The following is a 25,131-nucleotide window of genomic DNA, read 5'->3' on the forward strand; positions in this document are numbered from 1 at the left end:
TTGATTCGACCAGTCGGCCCAGCCATTCGGAGGTAATCGTGCGTGCACGCGCGAGTGTGATGATGCTGGGCGCGGTGGCCCTCGTCCTTGCCGGTTGTCATAACGGTTCTCAATCGGACGACGCTAATCAGTCCATCCTGAAGATCTCGCCGTTGGTGCAGATCGCTCAAGACGGCACCGAGGTGCCAGCGTCTAATGCAAAAACTCCGGCCGATCCCGCCGGAGATGGAAAAGCCCAGTGCGAGAACGTGTCTCTGGCAATGGCCGGCGCCCTCACCGGGCCCGACGCGGCCCTGGGGACCAACATTCTCAACGGGGCCAAATTGGCGGTCGACAAGCACAACGCCGCCAACCCCGGATGCCAGATCAAACTCCGCGAGTTCGACACCGAGGGACTGGCGCAGAACGCCAGCAACATAGCCCCGCAGATCATCGGTGACCCCGCCATCACCGGGCTCCTCGGGCCGGGCTTCTCTGGTGAAACCAAGTCCACCGGGCAGATTTTCAGTGACGCAGGTCTGGTTTCCACGACCGCTTCGGCCACCAATGTGACGCTCACGCAACAGGGCTGGAAGACCTTCTTCCGAGGGCTGGCCAACGACGGGGTGCAGGGTCCCGCGATAGCCAACTACCTCAAGAAGACGCTCGGTCGTCAGAAGGTCTGCGTCGTCGACGACAGCACCGACTACGGCTCGGGGCTGGCCAATGCGGTACGTGGGACGCTCGGCAACAACTGCAACGCCTCGGTTAAGAAGGGGGATAAGGACTTCTCGGCGGCGGTTACGCAACTCAAGAGCGCCGCTCCCGATGCGGTGTTCTTCGGTGGGTACTACGCCGAGGCGGCCCCATTGGTCCAGCAGCTGCGCAACGCGGGCGTAACCGCGACATTCGTGTCGGCGGACGGCACCAAGGACATCCAGTTCGTCAAGCAGGCGGGCGATTCATCCAAGGACGCGCTCCTGTCCTGCCCGTGCGGACCTGCGTCGGACACCTTCGCCAAGGAGTACACCGCTAAGTTCAAGCAGGATCCCGGGACGTACAGCACCGAGGGGTATGACCTAGCGACGATCCTGGTGAAGGGAATCGACGCCGGCAAGACCACGCGAGCAGGCCTGCTTGATTGGGTTCGCACATACCAGGGGCAAGGTGTTGCACGCGAGTACAAGTGGAACGAAACCGGTGAGCTAACGTCAACACTTATCTGGGTATATAAGGTCATATAGGGCAAACAAGGGACTAGGCTCAGCCGCAAATGATTTCGGGGTGGATGGCACAGACTGGCATACAGGCCAGCACAATTTCATTCGATCTGCACGGATTGTGGACCAGCATCGGTCAGCAGACGATCAACGGTTTGGCGTGGGGCGCCATCTATGCGTTGGTCGCCGTGGGATACACGCTGGTCTTCGGAGTGTTGCGTCTCATCAACTTCGCGCATTCCGAGGTCTTCATGGTGGGCATGTTCGGGGCGTACTTCGCCCTGGACGTGGTGCTGGGTTTTACGCCGCGCGGTAACGCCTACAACATGGGTGTCTCCACGACGGTGCTGTACCTCGGTATCGCGATGCTCATTGCCATGGCGGTATCGGCTACGACTGCGCTGGGCTTGGAAACGGTGGCATACCGTCCGCTGCGGCGTCGAGGAGCCCGCCCGCTGACCTTCCTCATTACCGCCATCGGGATGTCCTTCGTCATCCAGGAGTTTGTGCACTCTGTGCTGCCGCACATCAACAAGAACTACGGCGGGAACGACGCGCAACCGCTCATCCAGCTGGTGGCCGAACGGCCGGTTTGGACGTTTGGGCCCTTCGAGGTGGGTGGCCACCACATCCCGTTCCAGGGCGAGCTCACCAACATCACCATTGTCATCGTCGCAGCTGCCGTGGTGCTGGCCGTCCTGACCGATATCGCGATAAACCACACCAAGTTCGGTCGAGGAATCAGGGCGGTGGCGCAGGATCCAAAGACCGCCACCTTGATGGGCGTATCTCGCGAACGCATCATCACGACGACATTCGTCATCGGCGGATTGCTGGCCGGGGCTGCAGCGCTGCTGTACACGTTGAGAGTGCCACAGGGCATCATCTACTACGGCGGATTCCTGTTGGGCATCAAGGCATTCGCGGCCGCGGTCCTCGGCGGGATTGGCAATACTCGCGGAGCACTGTTGGGCGGTCTCCTGCTCGGAGTGATGGAGATGTACGGACAGGCGGTGTTCGGCACCCAGTGGAAGGACGTCGTGGCATTCGTCGTGCTGGTGTTGGTGCTCATGTTCCGGCCCACCGGCATTCTCGGCGAGAGCCTGGGAAGGGCCAAGGCATGAGCGCGCCGCGTGCCCTGGCACCGGGGGATTCGGTGCGCGGGTGGTGGTCGGAACTTGCCCGGCCCCTGCAATGGGTCTTGGGGCTGCTCGGATTCGTGATCATGGCGCTGCTGCCGGTGTGGAAGATCCCTTTCCTGGACACACCCAACGCTGCATTCGGCCCTGTCATGGCACAGTTCGCGATAGTGGCACTCATCGCAATCGGCCTGAATGTCGTTGTGGGGCAAGCCGGTCTGCTGGATCTGGGGTATGTCGGCTTCTACGCGATCGGCGCGTACATGGTGGCACTGCTCACCAGCCCGGACAGCCCGTGGAATCGCATGGGCACCTCGGCGTTCTTCAACTCGGACTGGGCCTGGTTGTCCTGTCTGCCGATCGCGGTGGCCGTCACCGCCTTCTTTGGTCTGCTGCTCGGCACCCCGACTCTGCGACTCCGAGGCGACTATCTGGCCATCGTGACGCTGGGATTCGGCGAGATCATTCGCCTGCTGGCAGACAACCTGGACGTCACGAACGGTCCGCGCGGCCTCCACAAGGTCGCCTACCCGCATGTGGGGGAGCGGCACGTCAACGGCGGAGTCTTCTCCAGCGGCAACTCCATCGGCCACCTCAACTATGGGGTGTGGTGGTACTGGCTTGGACTGTGTCTGATCGCCGTGGTGCTGGTGCTCATGGGCAATCTGGAGCGCAGCCGGGTGGGCCGATCGTGGGTGGCCATCCGGGAGGACGAGGACGCCGCCGAGATGATGGGTGTCCCCACCTTCCGATTCAAGCTGTGGGCTTTCGTGATTGGCGCGGGCATCGGGGGGCTTTCCGGTGCGTTGTACGCGGGTCAGGTCCAGTACGTGGCGCCGCCGGCCTTCAACATCATCAACTCGATGCTTTTTCTGTGCGCCGTGGTGCTGGGCGGACAAGGCAACAAGCTAGGCGTCATCGTCGGCGCGTTCATCATCGTTTACCTCCCGAACCGGCTTCTCGGCGTGCACGTGGGAGAGGTCGACCTGGGCAACCTGAAGTACCTCTTCTTCGGGCTGGCTCTGGTCGTGTTGATGCTCTTCCGTCCACAGGGGCTGTTCCCCGCGCACCAGAAGTTGATGGCCTACTGGCGCAAGGCATCTGAACGTGTACGCGCTGAGAAGCCCGAGGAAGCCGAGGCCCCGGCATGACCGAACAAGAGACAACCGCGCTCGACGACCAACCCGGCGCGATCGAGCTCACCGAGTCTGACGTCGATGTTGAGGTTGCCGAGGATAGTCAGGCCCAACCCGAGGTGTTACTCGAGGTCAAGGAACTGACGCTGAAATTCGGTGGCCTGCAAGCCCTCGACGGGGTGAGCTTTGATATCCGGCGCGGGGAGATTCTCGGGTTGGTCGGGCCCAACGGTGCGGGCAAGACTACTTGCTTCAACGCCATTACCGGTGTGTACAAACCAACGTCCGGCACCATCGTGTTCGACGGGAAACCACTGCGCAGGCTCCGGCGGCATCAGATCACCCGCCGCGGGATTGCCCGGACCTTCCAGAACATTCGGCTCTTCGGGGAGATGACCGCGCTGGAGAATGTTGCGGTGGGAACCGATGCCCGCCATAAGACTTCGGTGCTGGGCGCGCTGCTGCGCACGCCGCGGCATCGTCGCGAGGAACACTATGCCGTCGACGTGGGGATGGGCCTGCTCGACTTCGTCGGCATCGCCGATGTGGCCGACGTCAAGGCCAAGAACCTTCCCTACGGGAGTCAGCGCAGACTTGAGATCGCGCGGGCGCTGGCCACCGAACCCAAGCTGGTATGCCTGGATGAGCCGGCCGCCGGCTTCACTCCGAGCGAGAAGGAATCGCTCATCGAGCTGATCCAGCGGATCCGCGACTACGGATACACCGTGCTCCTCATCGAACACGACATGAAGCTGGTCATGGGGGTCACCGACCGCATCGTGGTGCTCGAGTTCGGCAGAAAGATCGCGGACGGTCCGCCCGCCGAGGTCAGGAATGACCCCGCCGTGATCGAGGCATACCTAGGAGTGGCCGAAGAGGACCTCCATACGCCTGTTTGGGTCGACGAGGAAGGCGCGAAGTAGATGCCCCCCGTGCAACTGAAACTCAACAACATCGGGGTCCATTACGGCCCGATTCAGGCGGTAAGCACACTGTCACTCGACGTCCGCGAAGGCGAACTCGTGACCCTGCTGGGCTCCAATGGCGCGGGGAAGAGCACCGCCATGCGTGCCATCTCCGGTTTGGTCCCGCTGAGCGCTGGAACGATCTTCTTCGAGGGCCAGGACATTTCAAAGATGAAGGCGCACAAGCGAGTCAAGGCCGGGATCGTGCAGGCCCCCGAGGGGCGGGGGATATTTCCCGGCATGACCGTCGCCGAGAATCTCGAAATGGGTTGCTATGGACGCAAATTTAGGTCGCGCGCCGAACGCCGGGAGCGCCTCGACTGGATCAACGCATTGTTCCCGCGACTGGCCGAGCGTCGCCACCAACAAGGCGGCACGCTGTCCGGCGGTGAACAGCAGATGCTGTCTATCGGACGCGCGCTGATGGCCAGGCCCAAGATCTTGTTGCTCGACGAGCCCTCAATGGGTTTGGCGCCGTTGCTGATCACGAAGATCTTCAACATCATCGAGGAGATCAACGCCGCCGGGATGACCGTGGTGCTCGTCGAGCAGAACGCGCAGCAAGCCCTTACGCGCTCGGATCATGCTTACATCCTGGAGACCGGGTCGGTCGTGCGATCCGGCGCAGGGCGAGAACTATTGCAGGACGAGAGTGTTCGCGCCGCTTATCTCGGCGTTGCCTGAGATTTAGCTGCCGCCCGCTGCCACGGCCAGGTCATGAACGCCCACACCGTCAGCACCAATGCCGTCGCCGATACCACGTACCACGGCCACGGTCCCATCAGGTCGAGAAGGCTTGCGGTCGAAGGTTTTTTGTTGAGGAATCCGTAATTCGAGCCGACGGCGGCATTGAACGCCATGGTGAGCACCGCCCATGACACGGTGACGGCGGCGGCCATGCGATAGCTGCGCCACGTCGGTCGTATACCCCGTCCCCAGGTCAGGTAGATGGCGGCCCAGACGACCAGCAGGTGTATCGACCAGAACGCGAGGAACTCGTATCCCGGAAAATCGGGACCGGTGAGGACCGGGGATACCAACGCCTGGCTGCTGAGCACGAGACCCCAGTAGTACGTCAGCGCATAGGCCCAATGTCGCTGCGACCACAGGGCATACGCGGCCACCGCAGTCGCCAGGTCGGTCAACCGAAGGGGAAGCGACACGTCGAGGCGCGGCGGAATGCACCCGGAAATCAGTATCGCGGCATAGATGGCCGCGGTCACCGTCCCGAGTGCCCGCCCCAGCGCGCGTGCCTGAGTATCGGAGAGCCGACTGCCCCGCCACACCAAGAGGACCGCGCCCAGCACGAACACGGCAAGGACAGCCCAGTGCGACGGTCCGTAGGCGTGGAACTGCCGTGTCATCGCCTGAGGCTAACGCCCGAGCATCAGCACCGAGCGCGGTTACCGAGCGACGATGACGGACGAGCCGTTGCCGAACAGGCCCTGGTTGGCGGTGATGCCCACCCGTGCACCCTCGACCTGCCGGTCACCGGCCTCACCGCGCAGCTGCCACGTCAGCTCACACACCTGCGCGATGGCCTGGGCCGGGATGGCCTCGCCGAAGCAGGCCAGGCCGCCCGAGGCGTTCACCGGAACCCGGCCGCCAACGGTGGTGGCGCCGCTACGCAACAGCTGCTCACCTTCGCCCTTGGCGCACAGACCCAGGTGCTCGTACCAATCCAGCTCCAAGGCGGTCGACAGGTCGTATACCTCGGCAAGGCTCACGTCTTCGGGGCCGATGCCGGCCTCGGCATATGCCGCGTCGATGATCTGATCCTTGAACACCCGATCAGGTGCCGGCACCACTGCGGTGGAATCGGTGGCAATATCGGGCAATTCGGGAAGGTGCTGCGGGTACTTCGGGGTGATGGTGGCGACGGCGCGTACCGACGGCACGCCCTCGACCGAACCAAGGTGCTTCTTGGCGAACTCGGCGCTGGCCACGATAAGGGCGGCGGCGCCGTCGCTGGTGGCGCAGATGTCCAGCAGGCGTAGCGGATCCGACACAACCGGGCTCGCCAGCACGTCCTCGACGGAGGATTCCTTGCGGAACCGGGCGTTCGGATTGTTCAGACCGTGCCGGGCGTTCTTGACCTTTACCTGGGCGAAGTCCTCCGAGGTTGCGCCGTAGAGGTCCATGCGGCGTCGAGCAAGCATCGCGAAGTAGACCGGGTTCGTGGCACCGATGAGGTGGAAGCGTTGCCAGTCCGGATCTGCCTTGCGCTCACCGCCCACGGGAGCGAAGAAACCCTTGGGTGTGGTGTCGGCACCGATGACCAACGCCACATCGCAGAAGCCGGCCAGGATCTGGGCGCGGGCACTCTGCAGCGCCTGCGATCCGCTGGCGCAGGCCGCATAGGTTGAGCTGATGGGCACGCCGTTCCAGCCCAGCTTCTGCGCGAAGGTCGACCCGGCAATGAAGCCCGGGTAGCCGTTGCGGATGGTGTCCGCCCCGGCGACGAATTGGATTTGGCGCCAATCCAATTGGGCATCAGCGAGTGCCGTGCGGGCGGCGGCGACGCCGTACTCGGTGAAGTCCCGCCCCCACTTACCCCACGGATGCATGCCCGCGCCGAGGATGTAGACGGGATCTGGGGTGCCGCTCATGCGGAGACCTTCTTCCATGCGTAGACCAGACGTTCGACACCCTCGTCATCGGTGTAGAGCGGTTCCAACGCGAGCTCCATGGTCTGGCCCACCTTGAGATCGGCCGCACCGATGCCCTTGACCACCTTGCCGAGCACGATGATGCCCTCATCGGCCAGCTCGACCGCGGCGATGGCGTATGGCTCGTACGGATCGGACGGCGGGTACGGCGGCGGCGGCGCGTACTGGTTCTCCGTGTAGCTCCACACGGTGCCGCGGCGCGAGAGCGGTACCTGATCCAGGACGTCACTGTCGCACGCGGGATTGGGGCAGTTGTTGGCGCGCGGCGGGAACACGATGGTGGCGCACTGGGTGCACTTACCGCCGATCAAATGCGGCTGGCCGGCACCGTCGGTGTCGAACCAGCCGTCGACGGCGGGGGATTGGGGCAGGGGCACTTTCTCAGGCACGCAGCCAGACTACTCGTAACTGAAACGTGTTCCAGTTTGGCATCCCGGTCACCGGTCACCGTCGGTCATCGCGCCTACCGTGGAGTTATGGGTATCGCGTTCAACCACACAATTGTTCATTCGCAGAACCGGGAAGAGTCCGCACGCTTTTTCGTCGAGGTCTTCGGACTGGCCGACGCGGTGGAGGTCGGCCACTTCCTCAACGTGGAACTCGAATACCGCGGCAATCTCGATTTCGCGACCGTCGGCGGCGAGACAATCACCCCACAGCATTACGCCTTCCTGGTTACCGAGGACGACTTCGACGCCATCTACGGCCGCATCACCGCTCGCGGCATCATCCATTGGGCCGATCCGCGCGGTCAGCACCCCGACGAGATCAACCACAACGATGGCGGGCGAGGCGTCTACTTCCGCGATCCATCCGGCCATTATCTGGAAATCATCACCAGGCCGTATGGCTCAGGGGAGTAAACGCTGTCGGGGCGGTTGCCTAGGGTAGGAGGGTGACTGCGCCCGTGACCGGAACCAAACAGCCGACCCTCCTGCTGCTCGACGGCAACTCGCTGGCATTCCGGGCGTTCTATGCGCTGCCCGCCGAGAACTTCAAGACGCAATCTGGCCTGACCACGAATGCCGTCTATGGCTTCACGTCGATGCTGATCAATCTGTTGCGCGACGAAGCACCCACCCATATCGCCGCGGCCTTCGATGTCTCGCGTAAGACCTTCCGCTCGGAGCGCTACCCCGAGTACAAGGCGACTCGATCGGCGACCCCGGACGAATTCCGGGGGCAGATCGACACCACCAAGGAAGTTCTGCAGGCCCTCGGCATCACGGTGCTTGCCGAGGAGGGTTTCGAGGCCGACGACATCATCGCCACCCTGGCCACGCAGGGGCAGGCCGAGGGCTTCAAGGTCTTCGTCGTTACCGGCGACCGTGACGCGCTACAGCTGGTCAACGAGGACGTCACCGTCTTGTACCCCCGCAAGGGAGTCAGCGAGCTCACCCGGTTCACGCCGGAGGCGGTCGTCGAGAAGTACGGGCTGACGCCCACCCAGTACCCCGACTTCGCGGCGCTGCGCGGCGACCCGAGCGACAACCTGCCGGGCATCCCGGGGGTGGGTGAGAAGACGGCAGCGAAATGGATCCTTGAGTACGGCTCGCTGCAGGAACTCGTCGACAAGGCCGACACCGTGCGCGGCAAGGTCGGCGACTCCCTGCGGGCGAACCTGGGGTCAGTGATCCTCAACCGAGAGCTCACCGACCTGGTGCGGACGGTGCCGCTGCCATATGTGCCGGGTCAGCTGGCCTTGGCTCCTTGGGATCGCGATCAGATCCACCGGCTCTTCGATGACCTGGAGTTTCGGGTGCTGCGCGACCGGCTGTTCGACACCCTGGAAGCCGTTGAGCCTGAGGTGGATGAGGGATTTCAACTCGTCGGGCAGGCGCTGGAACCGGGCGCAGTGTCGGATTGGCTGTCCACACACACCGTCGACGGTCGCCGTAGTGGGCTCGCGGTGGTGGGGACGTACACCCCGTACGACGGCGATGCGACTGCTGTGGCGATTGCCGCCGCGGATGGCGAGGGCGCCTACATCGACACCACGAAGGTGACCCCGGAGGACGAAACCGCGCTGGCACATTGGCTCGCCAACCCGGCCCAGCCGAAAGCCCTGCACGAGGCCAAACAGGCAATGCATGCGCTGTCAGGCCGTGGCTGGCAGCTCGACGGCGTCACCTCCGACACCGCACTGGCCGCCTACCTGGTGCGCCCCGGGCAACGTAGCTTCGCCCTGGATGATCTATCGCTGCGCTACCTGCGACGCGAGCTGCGTGCAGAAGACGATGGGGAACAACAGCTTTCGCTACTCGACGACGAGGGAGCGGATGGGGCCAAGCAGGCTCAGGCGCAGATGCTGCGCGCCCGCGCGGTGATCGATCTGGCCGATGCGCTCGATGTCGAGCTGGACCGCATCGAATCGGTGGCACTGCTCACCGATATGGAACTACCGGTGCTACGGGTGCTGGCGGCGCTGGAGTCCGTGGGTATCGCCGTCGACATCGATCATCTGACCTCGCTGCAGAACGAATTCGCCACCGGCATTCGCGATGCCGCAGAAGCCGCCTACGCGGTTATCGGCAAGCAGATCAACCTCGGCTCGCCCAAGCAGCTGCAGGTGGTGCTGTTCGACGAGCTCGGCATGCCCAAGACCAAGAAGACCAAGACCGGTTACACGACGGACGCCGACGCGCTACAGACCCTGTTCGACAAGACCGGCCACCCGTTCCTGGAACATCTGCTCACTCATCGCGATGTCACCCGACTCAAGGTGACGGTCGACGGATTACTGAAATCCGTTGCCGCGGATGGACGTATTCACACCACCTTCAACCAGACGATCGCGGCGACGGGACGACTGTCGTCCACCGAACCGAACCTGCAGAACATCCCGGTGCGCACGGAGGCCGGTCGCGAGATCCGGGACGGCTTTGTGGTCGGCTCACGCGGTTCGGATGCTTACGCCGAGCTGATGACGGTCGACTACAGCCAGATCGAGATGCGCATCATGGCGCACCTGTCGGCAGACGAGGGCCTCATCGAGGCGTTCAACACCGGCGAGGATCTGCACTCGTTCGTGGCTGCCCGCGCATTCGGGGTGCCCATCGACGAGGTCACCGGCGAACTGCGGCGCCGGGTCAAGGCGATGTCGTACGGCCTTGCCTACGGGCTGTCGGCCTACGGTCTGGCCACCCAGCTCAAGATCTCCAATGACGAGGCCAAAGAGCAGATGGAGCAGTACTTCTCGCGGTTCGGCGGTGTCCGCGACTACCTCCACGCCGTGGTGGATCAGGCCCGTAAGGACGGGTACACCTCCACGGTGCTCGGGAGGCGGCGTTACCTGCCCGACCTGGACAGTGGCGATCGGCTGCGGCGCGAGGCCGCCGAACGCGCGGCCCTCAATGCGCCTATCCAGGGCAGCGCCGCCGACATCATCAAGGTCGCGATGATCACTACCGACAAGGCGCTGCGCGACAAGGGCTTACAGTCGCGCATGCTTCTTCAGGTGCACGACGAGCTTCTCTTCGAAGTTGCCGAGGGGGAGCGGGACACCCTCGAGGCGTTGGTACGCGAAACCATGGGCTCGGCCTATCCGCTCGATGTGCCGCTTGAGGTTTCGGTGGGATACGGGCGCAGCTGGGATGCTGCGGCGCACTAATGCACTGCGACTAGTGCACGTCGGGGGTGCGCACGTGTTCGGGCCGGAGCCCGCGCCCGGCGAAGAGCGGCGGTATGAACTTCAACGGGCCCCAACCGATGAATCCGGGAACGTTCATCGGAGACAGGTCACCGCTTTTCATCATCGGATCCACGACGTTGTCTTGGATGAACACCTGGATGGATTGGGCGACCCTGGCTGGAAACTCGCGCCGTTTCTGCACCTGCGCCAGGTGCGCAGTGGTGACACACCCTTCGCGTAGCGGCGCCACTAGGACGTTGGCTGCCGCCACGGCATCCGCGACGGCGTAGTTGATTCCGATCCCACCAATTGGCGACATGGCATGAGCGGCGTCGCCGATGCAGAGCAGGCCGGGGCGCCACCAGGTCTTGAGCCGGTCGACCCGCACGTCGAGCAAGCTGGTGTCATCCCAGGACTTTAGGTCGTCGAAATGGTCGGCCAGCTGCGGCCGGACCTTGACGATCTTGTCCTTGAATTCGTCCAGAGATCCAGAGCGCGGGTTGGCGCCCTTAGGCATCAGGTAAGCGACCTGCCAGTAATCGCCGCGGTAGATCATGGCCATGAAGAGTCCCTTGCGGACCACCGCGAACAGCTCTTGCGGATCGCCCGGTCGCCAATTGAGTCGGAACCACAACACATCTATTGGCGAGCTTTCGGCGGCCAGGTCCAGACCTGAGGCGGCCCGGACCGCGGACTTACGCCCGTCGGCAGCCACCACCAGCTCGGCCCGCACCTCCAATTCGGGGGTCCGTACTCCCACAACGCGGTCTCCGTCGACGATGAGTTCGGTGACCTCTGCATTGCGAATCAAGGTGAATTCGGGATATTTCTCTGCCTTGTCGGCCAGGAAATCCAGGAAGTCCCACTGCGGTATCAGCGCGATATAAGGCTGCGGGAAGCCGAGCCATTTCAGGACGCGAAAGTCGCCGACCGTCCGTACCGCCAGCGACCCATCGGCATCGAACGCGACGTGGTCGATCTTGGTGTGCGGCAGCTGAAGAAACTCGTCGATGTATCCGAGCTCATCCATGATCCGCAGGGTGGTGGGATGCACGGTGTCCCCGCGGAAGTCGCGCAGGAAGTCGCCGTGCTTCTCCAGCACGACGACCTTGACCCCGGCCCGAGCCAGCAGCAGTGCGTGCATCAACCCGGCCGGGCCGCCCCCGGCGACACAGACCTGAGTCTGCAGAACTTGCGTCATACCCGGACGCTACGCCCGAACCAGTTGTGGTGGGGGTATCCATTGGGTGGTGCCGTCTGGTTGTTTTCGGGTTTTCCAGCCGTGGTTGAGGAGGCGGTGGTGGGCGGGGCAGGCGAAGGTGAGTCGGTCGATGTCGGTGGTACCGCCGTGTGCCCATTCGTTGATGTGGTGGACTTCGCAGAGGTATCCGGGGGTGGTGCAGCCGGGGTGGGTGCAGCCGCGGTCCTTGGCGTGCAACACGATCCGCTGATCGGGGCTGGCGATCCTCTTGGTGCGGCCCAAATACAACGGGCGGCCGTTGTCGGTGAAGATGCTCAGGTAGTGGTGGGCATGGCTCGCCATGCGGATGAGGTCGCGCATGGGTAGTCGGGTGCCGCCGCCGGTGATCGCAACACCCGCGGCCTGCTCCAACTCGTGCAGGGTGGTGGTGACCACGACGGTGACGGGTAATCCGTGATGAGAACCCAATTCGCCTGACATCACGCTCGAGCGCAGGCATGCGCGGAATGCGTCGTGGTTGCGCTGGGCGCTGGTGCGGGTGTCGCGTTCGGCGGCCTCGGGTGCGGGTTCCCCGTCCACGGTGGGTGTTTGGTCGTTGGGGTTGCACATGCCCGGGGCAGCGAGCTTGGAGAAGACGGCATCCAGATAGGCGCGGGTTTCCGGATCCAACAAACCCGAGATCGGTGACATGCCGTCAAAGCCCTGCTGCCCGATCGTCAACCCCCGACGACGGGCCCGGTCCACATCGGAGAACTCCCCGTCGGGGTTCAACAAGGCCATCATGCGGTCGGCGCCGGTGCGCAGTTGTTCGGGCCGAAACCGCACCGCCATGTCCGCCAACTGCTCTTCGGCGCGTTCGCGGGTGGGCGCATCGACCACTACCGGGAGTCGGTCAAAGAATTGGCGCACCACCCGCACGTGTTCCTCGCCGACCTCGCCACGCCGAAAGGCGGCAGCCACATTCGGCAACTGCGGTGCCAACATCTCACCGGTTAACGCGCGCCGCGGCGCCAACTGTTCGGCATCGGCGATCCTGCGCCGGGCGGCACCCTTACTGATATGCAGGCGCTGTGACAACACATCCTGGAAGGACGTCCCACCCAACTCCACCGGAGAGGCCTGCGTTGTCACTGTCGGGATTAACCCCAGCCCGCTGGCCGACAGACGTCGCTGCACCACCTCCAACCGGGCCAGAACCGTCAACGCCTGCGCGGCGGTGAGCTCGACGAACATGTCGGACCCGAAGGCGTCGGCCGCCTCCTCCAACAATCCAATCGAACGCATGTGCTAACACTAGCGACACCCACCGACAAGAAGCGTTGCGATGTGACGCCAGAAACCAAAGTGGCACAAGTGATTTAGGATAGCCGCACGGTCGCCCCGAGCTCAATGGGTCGATCTACCTCAGCTGACAGCATTGGCCAGTCTGTCCAGGGTTTCTCGCATGGCGCGACGGTTCACGGTCGGGAATCGCGCCAGTTCGAGCAGCCATGGCGCGATATTCGTTGAGTAATCGAAGGTTTCCCGCACCAGGGTGCGTTCGTCCGTCAGCGGCTCAAGCTCGTAGCGCCAGATGTGCCGACCGAAGTTTCGCCAGGAGATCAGACGTCCTTCGTTGAATTCCTTGACGACATTGGTCAGTCGACCGCGATGCGTGAGCGCAACCAGCACCTGGACTACGGAGGCGGGGGACAGGTCGGGCAGCCGAGTGCGCATGCCCATGGTGAACTTCGCGCCGAGGTAGAGGCGGCCGGGGGCGTCGATCAGCGGGTCCCGGAGGGCGCCGGTGCCATCAATGGCCGTGTGGCTCGCCGGGTCGGCGAGCACGTCGAAGATGTGTTGCGCGTTGGCGTCGATGACTCGCTCAACGATTACTTGGCGATCCATGTTCTGCGTCATGACATTAACCGTATGCATGCACCTATGATTTATCAAGGCTTATGGTTTCGGGCAGTAGATTATGGTGTTGTCCGTGGCCCAACAGACACCCGATAGCAGGCCCGACCTGGCCGCACTCATGTTTCCACTCAGTCGGTCCTTGACCCGTGCGGAGTTGCCACTCCTAGAAGCGCACGGCGTCACCATGTGGGCCTACGTCGTGCTGACCGCGCTGCGGGACGATGAGGCGAGCAGTCAAGCCAGTCTGGCCGATGCCATCGGCGCCGACCGTACGCGCATCATCGCCGTGCTCGACGATCTGCAGCAGCGAAAGCTGATCAACCGTCAGCCCGACCCGAGCGACCGGCGAAGCAACCTGCTGTCACTGACCCTCGCCGGCCGAAAAACCGTCACGGCAGCGCAGAAAGCGATTCAGGACAACGAGAATCGGATACTGGCAGGAGTGCCCTCGACAGACCGTGACGCGTTCCTTCGCGTACTGAAATATCTTGCCGAGCTAGACGATTCGGAGATCTCCCCGACGAGCTAGGCCGCAGAGGACGCGACCTTCGACGTGGTCGAGCCGAAACGCATATTCTCGTCCATCCGATCGCGGTGAAACGCAATGAAATCGAGCACGTAGTTGTGCCGAATCGCCCAGGGGCCCTTGATTCCCGACCGCGGCATGTGGTCGTCGCCTCGACTCACGTACCCGGAAGACAGATTGAAGAATGGTCGCGCCTCGAGCTCCTCGCCGTGTCGGTCCGGGCTGGCGTGGGTGTATCCGTGCTGCTCCATGTATTCGAGAAGTCGGACGACAGACCGCGCGCTCAGGTCCGCGCGCAGCGTCCAGGAAGCGTTGGTGTAGCCGACGCTCCACGCGGCGTTCGGAACTCCCTCGATCAGATACCCCTTGTAAATGAACCGATTCGGGGAATCGACGGGGGTGCCGTCGATGCTCAGCGCGACCCCGCCGAAAATCTGGAGGTTGAGGCCGGTCGCGGTGATGATCACGTCGGCACGCAGTTCCTCGCCGGAACCAAGCCGGATGCCCGACGGCGTAAAGGAGTCGATGGTGTCGGTGACCATCCGGACGCCACCGGCGTTGATGGACTCGAACAGATCGCCGTCGGTGTCTGCGCACACACGCTGGTCCCACGGGTTGTACCGCGGCTTGAAATGAACGTCCACCGGATAGTCGGCGGGCAGCAGCTGGGAGATCCGGCGCCTGATGAACCACTTGGCGAACCCGGGCGCCCGACGGCACACGTGGTACATGATCCAGCTGAAACCGCCTAGCCAGACGCGGGCGAAATGCTGAACAACTCTGGGGGGAAGGATTTTTCGCATGAAGCCCACGACGGGGTCGGCGCGAGTGATGGGGTACACGTAACTCGGAGAACGCTGCAGCATGCTCACCTTCGCGCCCGCCCGAGCCAGCGACGGCACCAGCGTGACGGCTGTCGCGCCGCTGCCGATGACCGTGACCTCCTTCCCGGCACAGTCCAGATCCTCCGGCCAATGCTGCGGATGAATCAGCCGGCCGGTGAAGTCGGCCAGACCAGGGAACTCCGGGGTGTAACCGTCGTCGTAGTTGTAGTAGCCGGTGCACAGGTACAGAAACCTGGCCCGATATGTCGCCGGTCCCGCCGGCGTCTCCACCCGGACCGACCACGTATCGGTATCAGTACCGAAATCGGCGCCGATCACCTTGGTGGAGAAGGTGATCTGCTCGTCGATGCCGTAGTCGCGGGCAGCGTGCTCGAGGTAGTCACGGATGTCGGAGCCGTCGGCGATGGTGTTGCGTTCATGCCAGGGGTGATATCCGAAGCTGAGTGTGTAGATATCGCTATCGGAGCGAATTCCCGGGTACCGGAACAGATCCCAAGTCCCGCCGATGCGCTCTCGGCGTTCGACGATGTGGAAGCTGCGACCCGCCGCGCTCAGCCGGACGGCGGCATTGATACCGGATATCCCGGCACCCACTATCAGGACGTCTAGCAAGGTGTTTTCCGCAGTATCGGACATGGTCCTCCTGATCGCCGTTGACCAGTGATCACGCTACCCCGTGAAAGGTGTGCGGTATCCGGAGAGTGCTTGCAAGACCGGCGCGGCGGCCCGGGCAGCCATGACCCCGTACGCCTCCTCGGTCTGCATCTCGACATCGCGGGGGTCGCGGGAGCCCTGCTCGATGCGATCGCGAACGAAGGCCAGCTCGACGACCTGCGCCGCGAAGTTTTTCACCGCGGCACCGCTCGGGGCCCCGCCGACACGTTTCGCTTCGGCGATGGCGTGCTTACGCGCCTTGATCGAGCCGAGCCAGCCGGCCTCGGAGGGGGTGACGAGCCCGGCCGCCACCATGCCGGGCAGCTTCTCGGCGACGACGCGCTGCTCCTTGCGTCGGCTGCGCACGCCGACCACGATCATCAGCACGAAGATCGGCACCATCCACAGCAGGTACACGCCGATATAGGCCTCGGGCCCAAAGAAGGCCGATCCGTTCCAGAGTCCGTGCATGAGCACCGCAGCAAGGTAGCCGACCAGGATGCACAGGAATTTGGCGATGCCACTGCGTTGCCGCAATGCGAAGTAGACACCGATACCCGTCATGGTGGTGAACAGCGGATGAGCGAACGGTCCGAAGACCAGCCGGACCACGGCGATCAACATCGAGCCGCCGGCCGTTTCGCTCGAGGAGATGTAGACGATGTCCTCCAGCCACGCGAATCCCGCCGCCGTAATACCCGCGTACACCAGGCAGTCGGTGAGTGAATTGAGCTCCCGGCGACGACGGCCGGTCAGCATGAACAACAGGAATGCGCCCTTGGCGGCCTCCTCAATGAAGGGCGCGTTGATCGCGAGTGATCTAAAAGTGGGACTTCCATCGGGAGTGGCGGCACCACCAAGAACGGTTTCGAGGACCACCGACACCACCACCGCCAGCGAGGCACCCCAGATGAAGGCAAGCACGAGTAACCGCGACGGCTCCGGTTCCCAACGGTCCAGCCACAGGTAGACGAGTACGACGAACCCGATCGCGATGCTTGACAGCACCAAGCCGATGGTTGCCCCGGCCGGGTTGGACGCGAGGATCAGGATCAGGATCAACCCCGTCACCAGGGCGAGCAGGATGATGACAGCTATCGGCGCCCCCACCTTCCTGATCCGCTGGGGGAATCCGGGCTGGGGCGGCATCGGCGGCGGCGCGGGTGCGTAGGACACCACCGAAGAGTAGCGGCGAGCACTCGGTCATGAGCGGTAACCACCTGGAGACTCGACCAGTCGAGGCGACCGGGTTTGTGCTGGTGGAGGCCCGTCGAGTAAGGTAAAGCGCATCTCTGCCACACGCGCGGGGGTACCAAGCACGTCCGCAGCTGAAGCTAGCTGTGCCAGCACTGTCCCTACTACACCACTTGTCCGGAGCAACCCCACACATGCCAAGTCCCACCGTCACCTCGCCGCAAGTAGCCGTCAACGACATCGGCTCGGCCGAGGATTTTCTCGCCGCTATCGACAAAACAATCAAGTACTTCAACGATGGCGACATCGTCGAAGGAACCATCGTCAAGGTTGACCGCGACGAAGTTCTTCTAGACATCGGTTACAAGACCGAAGGTGTCATCCCGTCCCGCGAACTGTCGATCAAGCACGATGTCGACCCCAACGAGGTCGTTTCCGTGGGCGACGAGGTTGAGGCCCTGGTCCTCACCAAGGAGGACAAGGAAGGCCGCCTGATCCTGTCCAAGAAGCGCGCTCAGTACGAGCGCGCGTGGGGCACGATCGAGGAGCTCAAGGAAAAGGACGAGGCCGTCAAGGGCACCGTCATCGAGGTCGTCAAGGGCGGCCTGATCCTCGACATCGGTCTGCGCGGCTTCCTGCCCGCATCGCTGGTGGAGATGCGGCGTGTCCGCGATCTGCAGCCGTACATCGGCAAGGAGATCGAGGCCAAGATCATCGAGCTCGACCGCAACCGCAACAACGTGGTGTTGTCGCGTCGCGCCTGGCTGGAGCAGACCCAGTCCGAGGTGCGCAGCGAGTTCCTGAACCAGCTCACCAAGGGCGCCATCCGCAAGGGTGTCGTGTCCTCGATCGTCAACTTCGGCGCCTTCGTCGATCTCGGCGGGGTTGACGGCCTGGTGCACGTGTCCGAGCTGTCCTGGAAGCACATCGACCACCCGTCCGAGGTTGTTCAAGTGGGCGACGAGGTCACCGTCGAGGTGCTCGACGTCGACATGGACCGCGAGCGGGTTTCACTGTCGCTCAAGGCAACTCAGGAAGACCCGTGGCGCCACTTCGCCCGGACCCACGCGATCGGTCAGATCGTGCCCGGCAAGGTCACCAAGCTGGTGCCGTTCGGTGCGTTCGTCCGCGTCGAAGAGGGCATCGAGGGCCTGGTGCACATCTCCGAGCTGTCGGAGCGCCACGTCGAGGTGCCGGATCAGGTTGTCGGCGTGAGCGACGACGCGATGGTCAAGGTCATCGACATCGACCTGGAGCGTCGCCGTATCTCGCTGAGCCTCAAGCAGGCCAACGAGGATTACACCGAGGAGTTCGATCCCTCGAAGTACGGCATGGGCGACAGCTACGACGAGCAGGGCAACTACATCTTCCCGGAGGGCTTCGACGCCGAGACCAACGAGTGGCTCGAGGGTCACGACAAGGAGCGCTCCGAATGGGAGGCCCGGTACGCCGAGGCCGAGCGTCGTCACAAGATGCACACCACTCAGATGGAGAAGTCAGCCGCTGCCGCCGAGGCAGAGGCCGCGGCCATCGCGAACGGTTCCTCCAGCTCGTCGCGGTCCGATGATTCGGCCCCGCAGGGCGGTTCGCTCGCCGGTGACGCGCAGCTCGCTGCGCTGCGCGAGAAGCTGGCTGGCAACGCCTGATCTGCAGTTGTTGAAGAAGGCCCCGGTCATCCGACCGGGGCCTTCTTTATTGAACAAGTTCGGTTGTGCGCCCCGATACGTTGAGCACATGAGTTTGTTCACGATGGCGCTGCGCCGTGTCCGGGCAACAGTCACGGCGGCAGTGGGGCTGGCACCCGCTCACTGACATCTGGGCATCGCGAGTCGTCGTCGAATCAGATGTTCGCCGAGGGGAGTTCGTTGTAGACATCGGTGCCGGTGACGGTGCGCTGACCGCGCACTTGGTCGCCGCCGGCGCCCGCGTCCTGGCGGTCGAGTTGCGTTCGGGCCGCGCACAGCGCCTACGGTCCCGGTTCGAGCACGAGAACGTCCGAGTCGTCGAGGTCGATGCACTCGGTTTTCGCTGGCCACGCCGGCCCTTCCGCGTCGTGGTAAGCCCACCGTTCGGGATTACCGGCGCGCTGGTGCGGAGCATGATGAAACCGGGATCAGGATTGACGGCGGCGGACCTGGTACTGCAGCGCGCCGCGGTGCGAAAGCACGCAGAACGTTCACACTTAGCGCGCTGGACAATGCGAGAGGGAATCGCATTGCCGCGAACCGCTTTCCGTCCGCCACCACAGGTGGACTCATCGGTGCTGGTCATCAGACGCCGTTGAGCCTGTGACAGACTTTCGAGCATGTTGCGGATCGGCCTGACCGGCGGGATCGGCGCGGGGAAATCCACGGTGTCGCGGACCCTGGCCGAATGCGGTGCCTTCATTGTGGACAGCGACGTCATCGCGCGCGAGGTGGTGGAACCGGGCACAGCCGGCCTTGCCTCATTGGTTGAGGCATTCGGTGAATCGATCCTGCTGCCCGACGGCGCTCTTGATCGCCCCGCGTTGGCCGCGATTGCGTTCTCCGGCGACGCGCATCGCGCCACGCTCAATGGGATCGTGCATCCGCTCGTCGGCGCCCGACGGGCAGAGCTGATGGCCGCTGCGGGTGATGATGCCATTGTGGTGGAAGACATTCCATTACTCACCGAGAACTTCTTGGCTCCGTTCTACCACCTGGTGCTGGTGGTGCACGCGGACGCGGAAATACGGGTGCGAAGACTCGTCAAGCACCGGGGGATGGGCGAGCAAGATGCACGAGCACGCATGGCGGCGCAGGCCACCGATGAGCAACGTCGCGCCATCGCCGATGTGTGGCTGGACAATTCGGGGGATGCCGCCCCTCTCGCACACACCGTCCGCGCCCTGTGGGTAGACCGACTCGTGCCGTACCAGCACAACTTGCGCACTCGGGAACGGGTGCGGGCCAACCCGGTTTTGGTCTCGGCAGATCCGACCTGGCCCGCGCAGGCGCAGCGCATCATCAATCGCCTGGCGGTGGCGTGCGGGTCGAAGGCGCTGAGAATCGACCACATTGGTTCCACCGCAGTGCCCGGGCTGGACGCCAAGGATGTCATCGACATCCAGGTGACCGTCGAATCTCTTGACGTGGCCGATGCCCTGGCTGACCCCTTGGCCGACATCGGGCTGCCCAGACTGGATCGAATCATGGGGGATAACCCACATGGCGACGATCCGGCGTTATGGGGCAAGCGTTTTCACGCCTCCGCCGATCCTGGCCGACTCGCGCACGTTCACCTTCGGGTCGACGGGTGGCCGGGTCAGCGGTACGCGTTGATCTTCCGGGACTGGTTACGGGCCGACTCGGGCGCTCGCGCCGAGTATCTGGACATCAAGCGTCGCGCCGAACAGACAGCGGCGCAGAACTCGACCGACGGCGCGGCGTATGTGGAAGCCAAGGAACCCTGGTTCGCACTGGCGTATCCCCGGGCACTGGCGTGGGCGGCAGAGACCGGATGGACCGCCTAAACCGCGATCTCTAGCGAGCCTGCGCGACGATTCCGATGCAGGTCGCCGTCAGGAGTCTCGTCATCGCCGGCTCGAAGTCGAGACTCCAGTCTGGCGGAACACCGGGTTCATTCTGGTAATCATGATCGAGTCCCTCGGGCGGGTGCGAGACCTGCCACAGCATCGCGGCCAGTGAAAAGGCCGCGACCAGGATGTCCAATGAACCCTTCCGTCCGATCTGAGGAAGGGTGCGTTCTATCGATTCGGCGATGGCGATCACGGCGGCGTTGCTGATCTGTTTGACCTCCGCGACGCGTTCCACGTCTACCTCGTGTTCGAGATGGAGATGCTGGTTCGCGAGCAGATCGCAGAACAGTGGGTCGTCGACGAGTCCGTGTGTAAGGGCCTCGGCCACGCTGGCGGGGGAACCGGAGCCAGGCGTGGACAGCGTGGAGCACACCGTGTCCGACCAGCGAGTCCAGCCCTCAGCGGCCAGGTGCAGGAGCACTTCTTTATGGGAGCTGAAGTAGCGGCGCACCGCCGAGTAGTGCACCCCAGCGCGGTTAGCGACAGCGGTCAGCGTCACCGAGGTGACGCCCGACTCGACAGCCAGCGATCGTGCGGCTTCCACGATTGCTGCCGCCCGCTGACGCTTCTTTTCGTCCGTGCGGGCGCGCTGGAATGTCAATTGCGCCACTCGCCGAGGATAACGCACGGCATGTGATTTGCAGCGCAGCGAACCACCCGGTAGCGTGCGTTACGCACGTAGTATGCGTTAAAAATGCCCGATGAACGCGCTGGAAGGGAGTCGACTGTTCCGGCCTTAGGCATGGTTTACTTCGACGAAAGATCCGGGCTCGGGTGTCCCGCGATCGCTCACTCGAAACAGCCATCATGCGGCTATAGCTGCGCCGCCCTATCGAGTGGGCGGTCGGGTACGGAAATCCGATCAGTAGTTGTGCCAGGTCCGGTCTGGTGAGCGGCGTCGGTTTGCGAAACGCCAACGGGTGAAGGGGTTTTACGATTCTCAGCGTATTAAAGCGGGCGTGGATCCCGGTGGTGATGGTGCTTGTCCTGGCCATCGCCGGCTTCGCGGTATGGCGCATTCGCGGCATCTTCGGTTCTCAACAGATGCCCACCTATGCCGGCAGCATGACCGATGACAAAAACAACTCCAAGCCCAAGCACGTGGTGTACGAGATCTACGGCCCCCCGGGCACTGTCGCGGACATCAACTACATCGACAAAGAGGGCGAGCCGCACCAGATCAACGGGGCGGTCCTGCCGTGGTCCATCGAGATCATCACCACGGCACCGTCCATGACGGGCAACATCTTGGCGCAGACGCGTAATGCCGACGGTCTGGGCTGTCGCATCAGTGCCAATGACGAGAAAAAAGATGAAAGGTATGTCAACGAGGTGAGCGCCTACGTCTACTGCTTTGTGAAGTCCGCATGAGCGGGGCGCACGGCGGCGGTGAGCCCACCTTCCTGGCCAAATGGATTCGGCGCCTGTCGATCCCGATCATCATTTTCTGGGTGCTGTTGGTAGTCGCCTTCGGCATGCAGAAGTCACTCGAAACGGTCGCCAAGGAACGGACCGTTTCGCTGAGCCCTACCGACGCACCGTCCATGAAGGCCATGAAGAACATGGGCGCGACGTTCAAGGAATCCGATTCCGACAGCGTCGCGATGGTCGTGCTTGAGGGGCAGGAGCGGTTGGGGCCCGGCGCCCACAAGTTCTATGACGAGATGGTGTCGCGGTTGCGCGCCGACACCAAACACGTTCAGCACATCCAGGACTTCTGGGGCGATCCGCTCACCGAGGCCGGCGCACAGAGCACCGACGGCAAGGCCACCTATGTGCAGGTGAACCTCGCCGGAAACATGGGCGAGACGCTTTCGAACGAGTCGACAGAGGCCGTCCGCGACACAGTCAAGAAACTCGAGGCGGATTGGACGAAGGACGGCGCAAAGCTTCCGGACGGGCTGACGGTGTACGTCACCGGACCCGGCGCTTTGCAGACCGATATGAACCACGCTGGCGACGGCAGTCTCCAGCTCATCACCGGACTGACCTTCCTGGTCATCGTGGTCATGCTGCTCTTCTTTTACCGGTCGATCTTCACCGTGGTCATGGTGTTCCTGTTCGTGGGCGTCCAGCTGAGCGTCGCCCGGGGTGTCATCGCCTTCCTGGGTAACCACAACATCATCGGACTGTCCACGTTCGCGGTGAATCTATTGGTGATGCTCTCGATCGCCGCGGGCACCGATTACGCCATCTTCCTTATCGGCCGATATCAGGAAGCCCGGTCCATGGGCGCCGACAAAGAGGCCGCGTATTACGAGATGTTCCATGGCACGGCCCATGTCATCCTGGGCTCGGGCCTAACCATCGCGGGCGCCATGTACTGCCTCAGCTTCACGCGCATGCCGTATTTCGTCAGTCTCGGCGTGCCCTGCTCGGTCGGCCTGCTCACGGGCGTCCTGGTATCGCTGACCATGGGCCCGGCGCTCATCACCATTGGCAGCAAGTTCGGACTGTTCGAACCCAAGCGCGCCATGCGTATTCGCAGCTGGCGCAAGATCGGCACCACGATCGTGCGTTGGCCGGGCCCGGTGCTCGCAGCCGCGCTCGCCATCGCCATCATTGGCCTGGCGGCACTGCCTGGATACCGAACCAGCTACGACGACAAGAAGTACATTCCGCCGGATATTCCCGCCAATGCGGGATTCAAGGCTGCGGACCGGCACTTTTCGCAGGCTCGAATGAATCCGGAGATGCTGCTTATCGAGGCCGATCACGATATGCGCAACTCAGCAGACTTCCTCGTCATCGACAAGGTGGCCAAGGCAGTGTTCCGTGTGCCGGGAGTCGCTCGCGTGCAAGCGATTACCCGTCCACAGGGCACACCCATCGAACACAGCTCCATCCCGTTCCTCATCAGCATGCAGAGCGTGGGACAGCTACAGAACATGAAGCTGATGAAAGACCGGATGTCGGACATGAAGGTCCAGGCCGACAAGATGGGCGAGAACGTCGTCATCATGAAGCGAACGCTCGCCAACATGACCGCGATGGCGGGTATTACGCACGAGCTGGTCGGCGACATGGTCACCCTCCAGGGCACGATCCACGAGATGCGGGACAGCATCTCGAATTTCGATGACTGGTTCCGGCCGATCCGCAACTATCTGTATTGGGAGAAGCACTGCTTCGACATCCCGATGTGCTGGGCGACGCGTTCGATCTTCGACACCCTCGACAAGATCGACGAGATGACCGAAACCATGGATGGCATGGTCGTCAACATGGGGCGGATGGATGTGCTGATGCCCAAGATGGTGTCGGACATGTCGCAGATGATCCCCATCATGGAAGACATGCAGCACATGATGCTGACGCAGTACAGCACCATGTCTGGGTTCTACAACCAGATGGACGAGATGAGTCAGAACTCGACCGCCATGGGTAAGGCGTTCGATGCCGCAAAGAACGATGACTCGTTCTATCTGCCGCCGGAGATCTTCGACAACGCGGACTTCAAACGCGGTCTGAAGTCATTCCTGTCGCCGGACGGCAAGGCGGTCCGGATGATCATCTCGCATCGCGGGGATCCCGCTACGCCGGAAGGGCTTTCCCACGTCCAACCGATCAAGCAGGCGGCGATCGAGGCGGTGAAGGGCACGCCTCTCGAGAGCGCCAAGATCGAGTTGGGCGGCACGGCGGCCGTGTTCAAGGACATGTCCGATGGCGCCCGCTACGACCTGATGATCGCCGGCATCTCCGCGTTGTCGTTGATCTTCCTGATCATGCTGATCATCACCCGCAGCTTCGTGGCCGCGCTTGTCATCGTGGGGACGGTGGCGCTGTCGCTGGGTGCATCATTCGGCCTGTCCGTCATCATTTGGCAGTACATCTTGGGCATCGAGTTGCACTGGCTCGTCATGCAGATGGCCATCATCGTGCTGCTGGCGGTGGGATCCGACTACAACCTGTTGTTGGTATCTCGCCTCAAGGAGGAACTGCACGGCGGGCTGAAGACCGGCATCATCCGCTCGATGGGCGGTACCGGCAGTGTGGTGACCTCTGCCGGCCTGGTGTTCGCGTTCACCATGGCTGTGATGGTGGTCAGCGATCTGCGGATCATCGGTCAGGTCGGTACGACGATCGCGCTCGGCTTGCTCTTCGACACCCTCATCGTGCGGTCCTTCATGACGCCGGCGATCGCGACCATCCTTGGCCGTTGGTTCTGGTGGCCGCTCAACGTACGGACGCGACCTGCGCCGCCCCCGCGGGTGTCGTCGAACTCGCAGCCGGTACCGCCGCCCTCGCCAGTGCCGGTCGGCCCGGCGCATGGGGACGAACCGGTGACGACCGAATTCCCGAGGCCATCGGTCTAAACGCTTGCCGCTGATCGCCGTACCTCTCATTGAGGTGCGGCGATCAGTCATTGAGGGCCTTGTTCTGCGGGCGTTTCCGACGCCACACCGTCACCACGATGGCGCTTTGAATGTTTGCTGTAGCAGATATCGCCGACATCTCGCACCCGGCGGAATGCCGTCACTACTCGACAAGCGTCTCGTAGTGTGGCGAAGGAC

General features: G+C 63.2%; 22 protein-coding genes. 13 read left to right on the forward strand and 9 right to left on the reverse strand.

What is annotated here, in order from left to right; translation table 11 throughout:
* The first annotated feature begins 38 nt into the window (after positions 1-38).
* From FZI91_RS14445 to FZI91_RS14465, 5 genes are read left to right on the forward strand one after another with little or no spacing between them, the layout of a single operon-like run.
* Complete coding sequence (locus tag FZI91_RS14445; RefSeq protein WP_309224084.1) at positions 39-1,223, forward strand: branched-chain amino acid ABC transporter substrate-binding protein; 1,185 nt, start codon at positions 39-41, stop codon at positions 1,221-1,223.
* A 29-nt stretch (positions 1,224-1,252) separates the two neighbouring features.
* Positions 1,253-2,323 (forward strand): branched-chain amino acid ABC transporter permease, encoded by a 1,071-nt coding sequence (locus FZI91_RS14450; protein ID WP_155939698.1) that lies wholly within the window; start codon positions 1,253-1,255, stop codon positions 2,321-2,323.
* Positions 2,320-3,489 (forward strand): branched-chain amino acid ABC transporter permease, encoded by a 1,170-nt coding sequence (locus FZI91_RS14455; RefSeq protein ID WP_155939699.1) that lies wholly within the window; start codon positions 2,320-2,322, stop codon positions 3,487-3,489. Before FZI91_RS14450 ends, FZI91_RS14455 begins: the two co-directional genes overlap by 4 nt.
* The gene (locus FZI91_RS14460) at positions 3,486-4,397 is read left to right on the forward strand and encodes an ABC transporter ATP-binding protein (RefSeq protein ID WP_155939700.1); all 912 of its coding nucleotides are present in this window, start codon (positions 3,486-3,488) and stop codon (positions 4,395-4,397) included. The genes FZI91_RS14455 and FZI91_RS14460 overlap by 4 nt, the downstream gene beginning before the upstream one ends.
* Positions 4,398-5,123, forward strand: a complete 726-nt coding sequence (locus tag FZI91_RS14465; protein ID WP_155939701.1) for an ABC transporter ATP-binding protein — start codon at positions 4,398-4,400, stop codon at positions 5,121-5,123. It begins immediately after the preceding gene.
* Here FZI91_RS14465 and FZI91_RS14470 read toward each other — a convergent pair.
* From FZI91_RS14470 to FZI91_RS14480, 3 genes are read right to left on the reverse strand one after another with little or no spacing between them, the layout of a single operon-like run.
* Positions 5,105-5,803: a TIGR02206 family membrane protein gene (locus FZI91_RS14470; protein ID WP_155939702.1), complete on the reverse strand. Its 699-nt coding sequence runs from the start codon at positions 5,801-5,803 to the stop codon at positions 5,105-5,107. The two genes, FZI91_RS14465 and FZI91_RS14470, sit on opposite strands and share 19 nt — an antisense overlap.
* A gap of 39 nt (positions 5,804-5,842) precedes the next feature.
* Positions 5,843-7,048, reverse strand: a complete 1,206-nt coding sequence (locus tag FZI91_RS14475; protein WP_155939703.1) for a lipid-transfer protein — start codon at positions 7,046-7,048, stop codon at positions 5,843-5,845.
* Positions 7,045-7,485: an OB-fold domain-containing protein gene (locus FZI91_RS14480; protein WP_162525834.1), complete on the reverse strand. Its 441-nt coding sequence runs from the start codon at positions 7,483-7,485 to the stop codon at positions 7,045-7,047. The genes FZI91_RS14475 and FZI91_RS14480 overlap by 4 nt, the downstream gene beginning before the upstream one ends.
* 99 nt (positions 7,486-7,584) lie before the next feature.
* Here FZI91_RS14480 and FZI91_RS14485 point away from each other — a divergent pair, with 99 nt between their 5' ends.
* Positions 7,585-7,971, forward strand: a complete 387-nt coding sequence (locus tag FZI91_RS14485) for a VOC family protein (RefSeq protein WP_155939704.1) — start codon at positions 7,585-7,587, stop codon at positions 7,969-7,971.
* 32 nt (positions 7,972-8,003) lie between these two features.
* A complete protein-coding gene (gene polA / locus FZI91_RS14490; protein ID WP_162525830.1) occupies positions 8,004-10,718 on the forward strand; it encodes a DNA polymerase I in 2,715 nt (904 codons plus the stop codon).
* A gap of 10 nt (positions 10,719-10,728) precedes the next feature.
* Here the strand turns inward: polA and FZI91_RS14495 are convergent, their stop codons facing one another.
* From FZI91_RS14495 to FZI91_RS14505, 3 genes are all read right to left on the reverse strand, one after another.
* On the reverse strand, positions 10,729-11,940 hold the full coding sequence (locus FZI91_RS14495; protein ID WP_155939705.1) for an FAD-dependent oxidoreductase: 1,212 nt from the start codon (positions 11,938-11,940) through the stop codon (positions 10,729-10,731).
* A gap of 9 nt (positions 11,941-11,949) precedes the next feature.
* Complete coding sequence (locus FZI91_RS14500) at positions 11,950-13,224, reverse strand: HNH endonuclease signature motif containing protein (RefSeq protein ID WP_155939706.1); 1,275 nt, start codon at positions 13,222-13,224, stop codon at positions 11,950-11,952.
* Between the two features lie 120 nt (positions 13,225-13,344).
* On the reverse strand, positions 13,345-13,839 hold the full coding sequence (locus tag FZI91_RS14505) for an SRPBCC family protein (RefSeq protein ID WP_155939707.1): 495 nt from the start codon (positions 13,837-13,839) through the stop codon (positions 13,345-13,347).
* A 73-nt stretch (positions 13,840-13,912) separates the two neighbouring features.
* On the opposite strand from FZI91_RS14505, the gene FZI91_RS14510 reads away from it, so the two are divergent.
* Entirely contained in the window at positions 13,913-14,368 is a 456-nt protein-coding gene (locus FZI91_RS14510) for a MarR family winged helix-turn-helix transcriptional regulator (RefSeq protein WP_309224129.1), read from the forward strand.
* On the opposite strand, the gene FZI91_RS14515 is transcribed toward FZI91_RS14510, so the two are convergent.
* Positions 14,365-15,846, reverse strand: coding sequence for an NAD(P)/FAD-dependent oxidoreductase (locus FZI91_RS14515; RefSeq protein WP_155939709.1), 1,482 nt, complete (start codon positions 15,844-15,846; stop codon positions 14,365-14,367). The two genes, FZI91_RS14510 and FZI91_RS14515, sit on opposite strands and share 4 nt — an antisense overlap.
* A 33-nt stretch (positions 15,847-15,879) precedes the next feature.
* On the reverse strand, positions 15,880-17,013 hold the full coding sequence (locus FZI91_RS14520) for a PrsW family intramembrane metalloprotease (protein ID WP_155940085.1): 1,134 nt from the start codon (positions 17,011-17,013) through the stop codon (positions 15,880-15,882).
* A gap of 239 nt (positions 17,014-17,252) precedes the next feature.
* Between FZI91_RS14520 and rpsA the strand changes: the two genes are divergently transcribed.
* The 3 genes from rpsA to coaE all read left to right on the forward strand — a co-directional run bounded on the left by rpsA (position 17,253) and on the right by coaE (position 20,551).
* Positions 17,253-18,704, forward strand: coding sequence for a 30S ribosomal protein S1 (gene rpsA, locus FZI91_RS14525; protein WP_155939710.1), 1,452 nt, complete (start codon positions 17,253-17,255; stop codon positions 18,702-18,704).
* A gap of 116 nt (positions 18,705-18,820) precedes the next feature.
* Entirely contained in the window at positions 18,821-19,342 is a 522-nt protein-coding gene (gene erm(41), locus FZI91_RS14530) for a 23S rRNA (adenine(2058)-N(6))-methyltransferase Erm(41) (protein WP_162526087.1), read from the forward strand.
* A 21-nt stretch (positions 19,343-19,363) separates the two neighbouring features.
* A complete protein-coding gene (gene coaE / locus FZI91_RS14535; protein ID WP_155939711.1) occupies positions 19,364-20,551 on the forward strand; it encodes a dephospho-CoA kinase in 1,188 nt (395 codons plus the stop codon).
* 10 nt (positions 20,552-20,561) lie between these two features.
* On the opposite strand, the gene FZI91_RS14540 is transcribed toward coaE, so the two are convergent.
* The gene (locus tag FZI91_RS14540; RefSeq protein WP_162526086.1) at positions 20,562-21,227 is read right to left on the reverse strand and encodes a TetR family transcriptional regulator; all 666 of its coding nucleotides are present in this window, start codon (positions 21,225-21,227) and stop codon (positions 20,562-20,564) included.
* 365 nt (positions 21,228-21,592) lie between these two features.
* Here FZI91_RS14540 and FZI91_RS14545 point away from each other — a divergent pair, with 365 nt between their 5' ends.
* Positions 21,593-21,988: an MmpS family transport accessory protein gene (locus FZI91_RS14545; protein WP_155940086.1), complete on the forward strand. Its 396-nt coding sequence runs from the start codon at positions 21,593-21,595 to the stop codon at positions 21,986-21,988.
* Complete coding sequence (locus FZI91_RS14550) at positions 21,985-24,933, forward strand: RND family transporter (RefSeq protein ID WP_155939713.1); 2,949 nt, start codon at positions 21,985-21,987, stop codon at positions 24,931-24,933. Before FZI91_RS14545 ends, FZI91_RS14550 begins: the two co-directional genes overlap by 4 nt.
* Positions 24,934-25,131 lie beyond the last annotated feature (198 nt).

Source organism: Mycobacteroides sp. CBMA 271 (genome assembly GCF_009729205.1).
In the GTDB taxonomy this organism is placed as follows: domain Bacteria; phylum Actinomycetota; class Actinomycetes; order Mycobacteriales; family Mycobacteriaceae; genus Mycobacterium.

Coding starts and splice junctions, on each gene's coding strand:
- FZI91_RS14450 (WP_155939698.1), top strand. CDS start 1,253: ATGATTTCGGGGTGGATGGCACAGACTGGCATACAGGCCAGCACAATT.
- FZI91_RS14455 (WP_155939699.1), top strand. CDS start 2,320: ATGAGCGCGCCGCGTGCCCTGGCACCGGGGGATTCGGTGCGCGGGTGG.
- FZI91_RS14460 (WP_155939700.1), top strand. CDS start 3,486: ATGACCGAACAAGAGACAACCGCGCTCGACGACCAACCCGGCGCGATC.
- FZI91_RS14465 (WP_155939701.1), top strand. CDS start 4,398: ATGCCCCCCGTGCAACTGAAACTCAACAACATCGGGGTCCATTACGGC.
- FZI91_RS14470 (WP_155939702.1), bottom strand. CDS start 5,803: ATGACACGGCAGTTCCACGCCTACGGACCGTCGCACTGGGCTGTCCTT.
- FZI91_RS14475 (WP_155939703.1), bottom strand. CDS start 7,048: ATGAGCGGCACCCCAGATCCCGTCTACATCCTCGGCGCGGGCATGCAT.
- FZI91_RS14485 (WP_155939704.1), top strand. CDS start 7,585: ATGGGTATCGCGTTCAACCACACAATTGTTCATTCGCAGAACCGGGAA.
- FZI91_RS14495 (WP_155939705.1), bottom strand. CDS start 11,940: ATGACGCAAGTTCTGCAGACTCAGGTCTGTGTCGCCGGGGGCGGCCCG.
- FZI91_RS14500 (WP_155939706.1), bottom strand. CDS start 13,224: ATGCGTTCGATTGGATTGTTGGAGGAGGCGGCCGACGCCTTCGGGTCC.
- FZI91_RS14505 (WP_155939707.1), bottom strand. CDS start 13,839: ATGACGCAGAACATGGATCGCCAAGTAATCGTTGAGCGAGTCATCGAC.
- FZI91_RS14515 (WP_155939709.1), bottom strand. CDS start 15,846: ATGTCCGATACTGCGGAAAACACCTTGCTAGACGTCCTGATAGTGGGT.
- FZI91_RS14520 (WP_155940085.1), bottom strand. CDS start 17,013: ATGCCGCCCCAGCCCGGATTCCCCCAGCGGATCAGGAAGGTGGGGGCG.
- rpsA (WP_155939710.1), top strand. CDS start 17,253: ATGCCAAGTCCCACCGTCACCTCGCCGCAAGTAGCCGTCAACGACATC.
- coaE (WP_155939711.1), top strand. CDS start 19,364: ATGTTGCGGATCGGCCTGACCGGCGGGATCGGCGCGGGGAAATCCACG.
- FZI91_RS14545 (WP_155940086.1), top strand. CDS start 21,593: ATGGTGCTTGTCCTGGCCATCGCCGGCTTCGCGGTATGGCGCATTCGC.
- FZI91_RS14550 (WP_155939713.1), top strand. CDS start 21,985: ATGAGCGGGGCGCACGGCGGCGGTGAGCCCACCTTCCTGGCCAAATGG.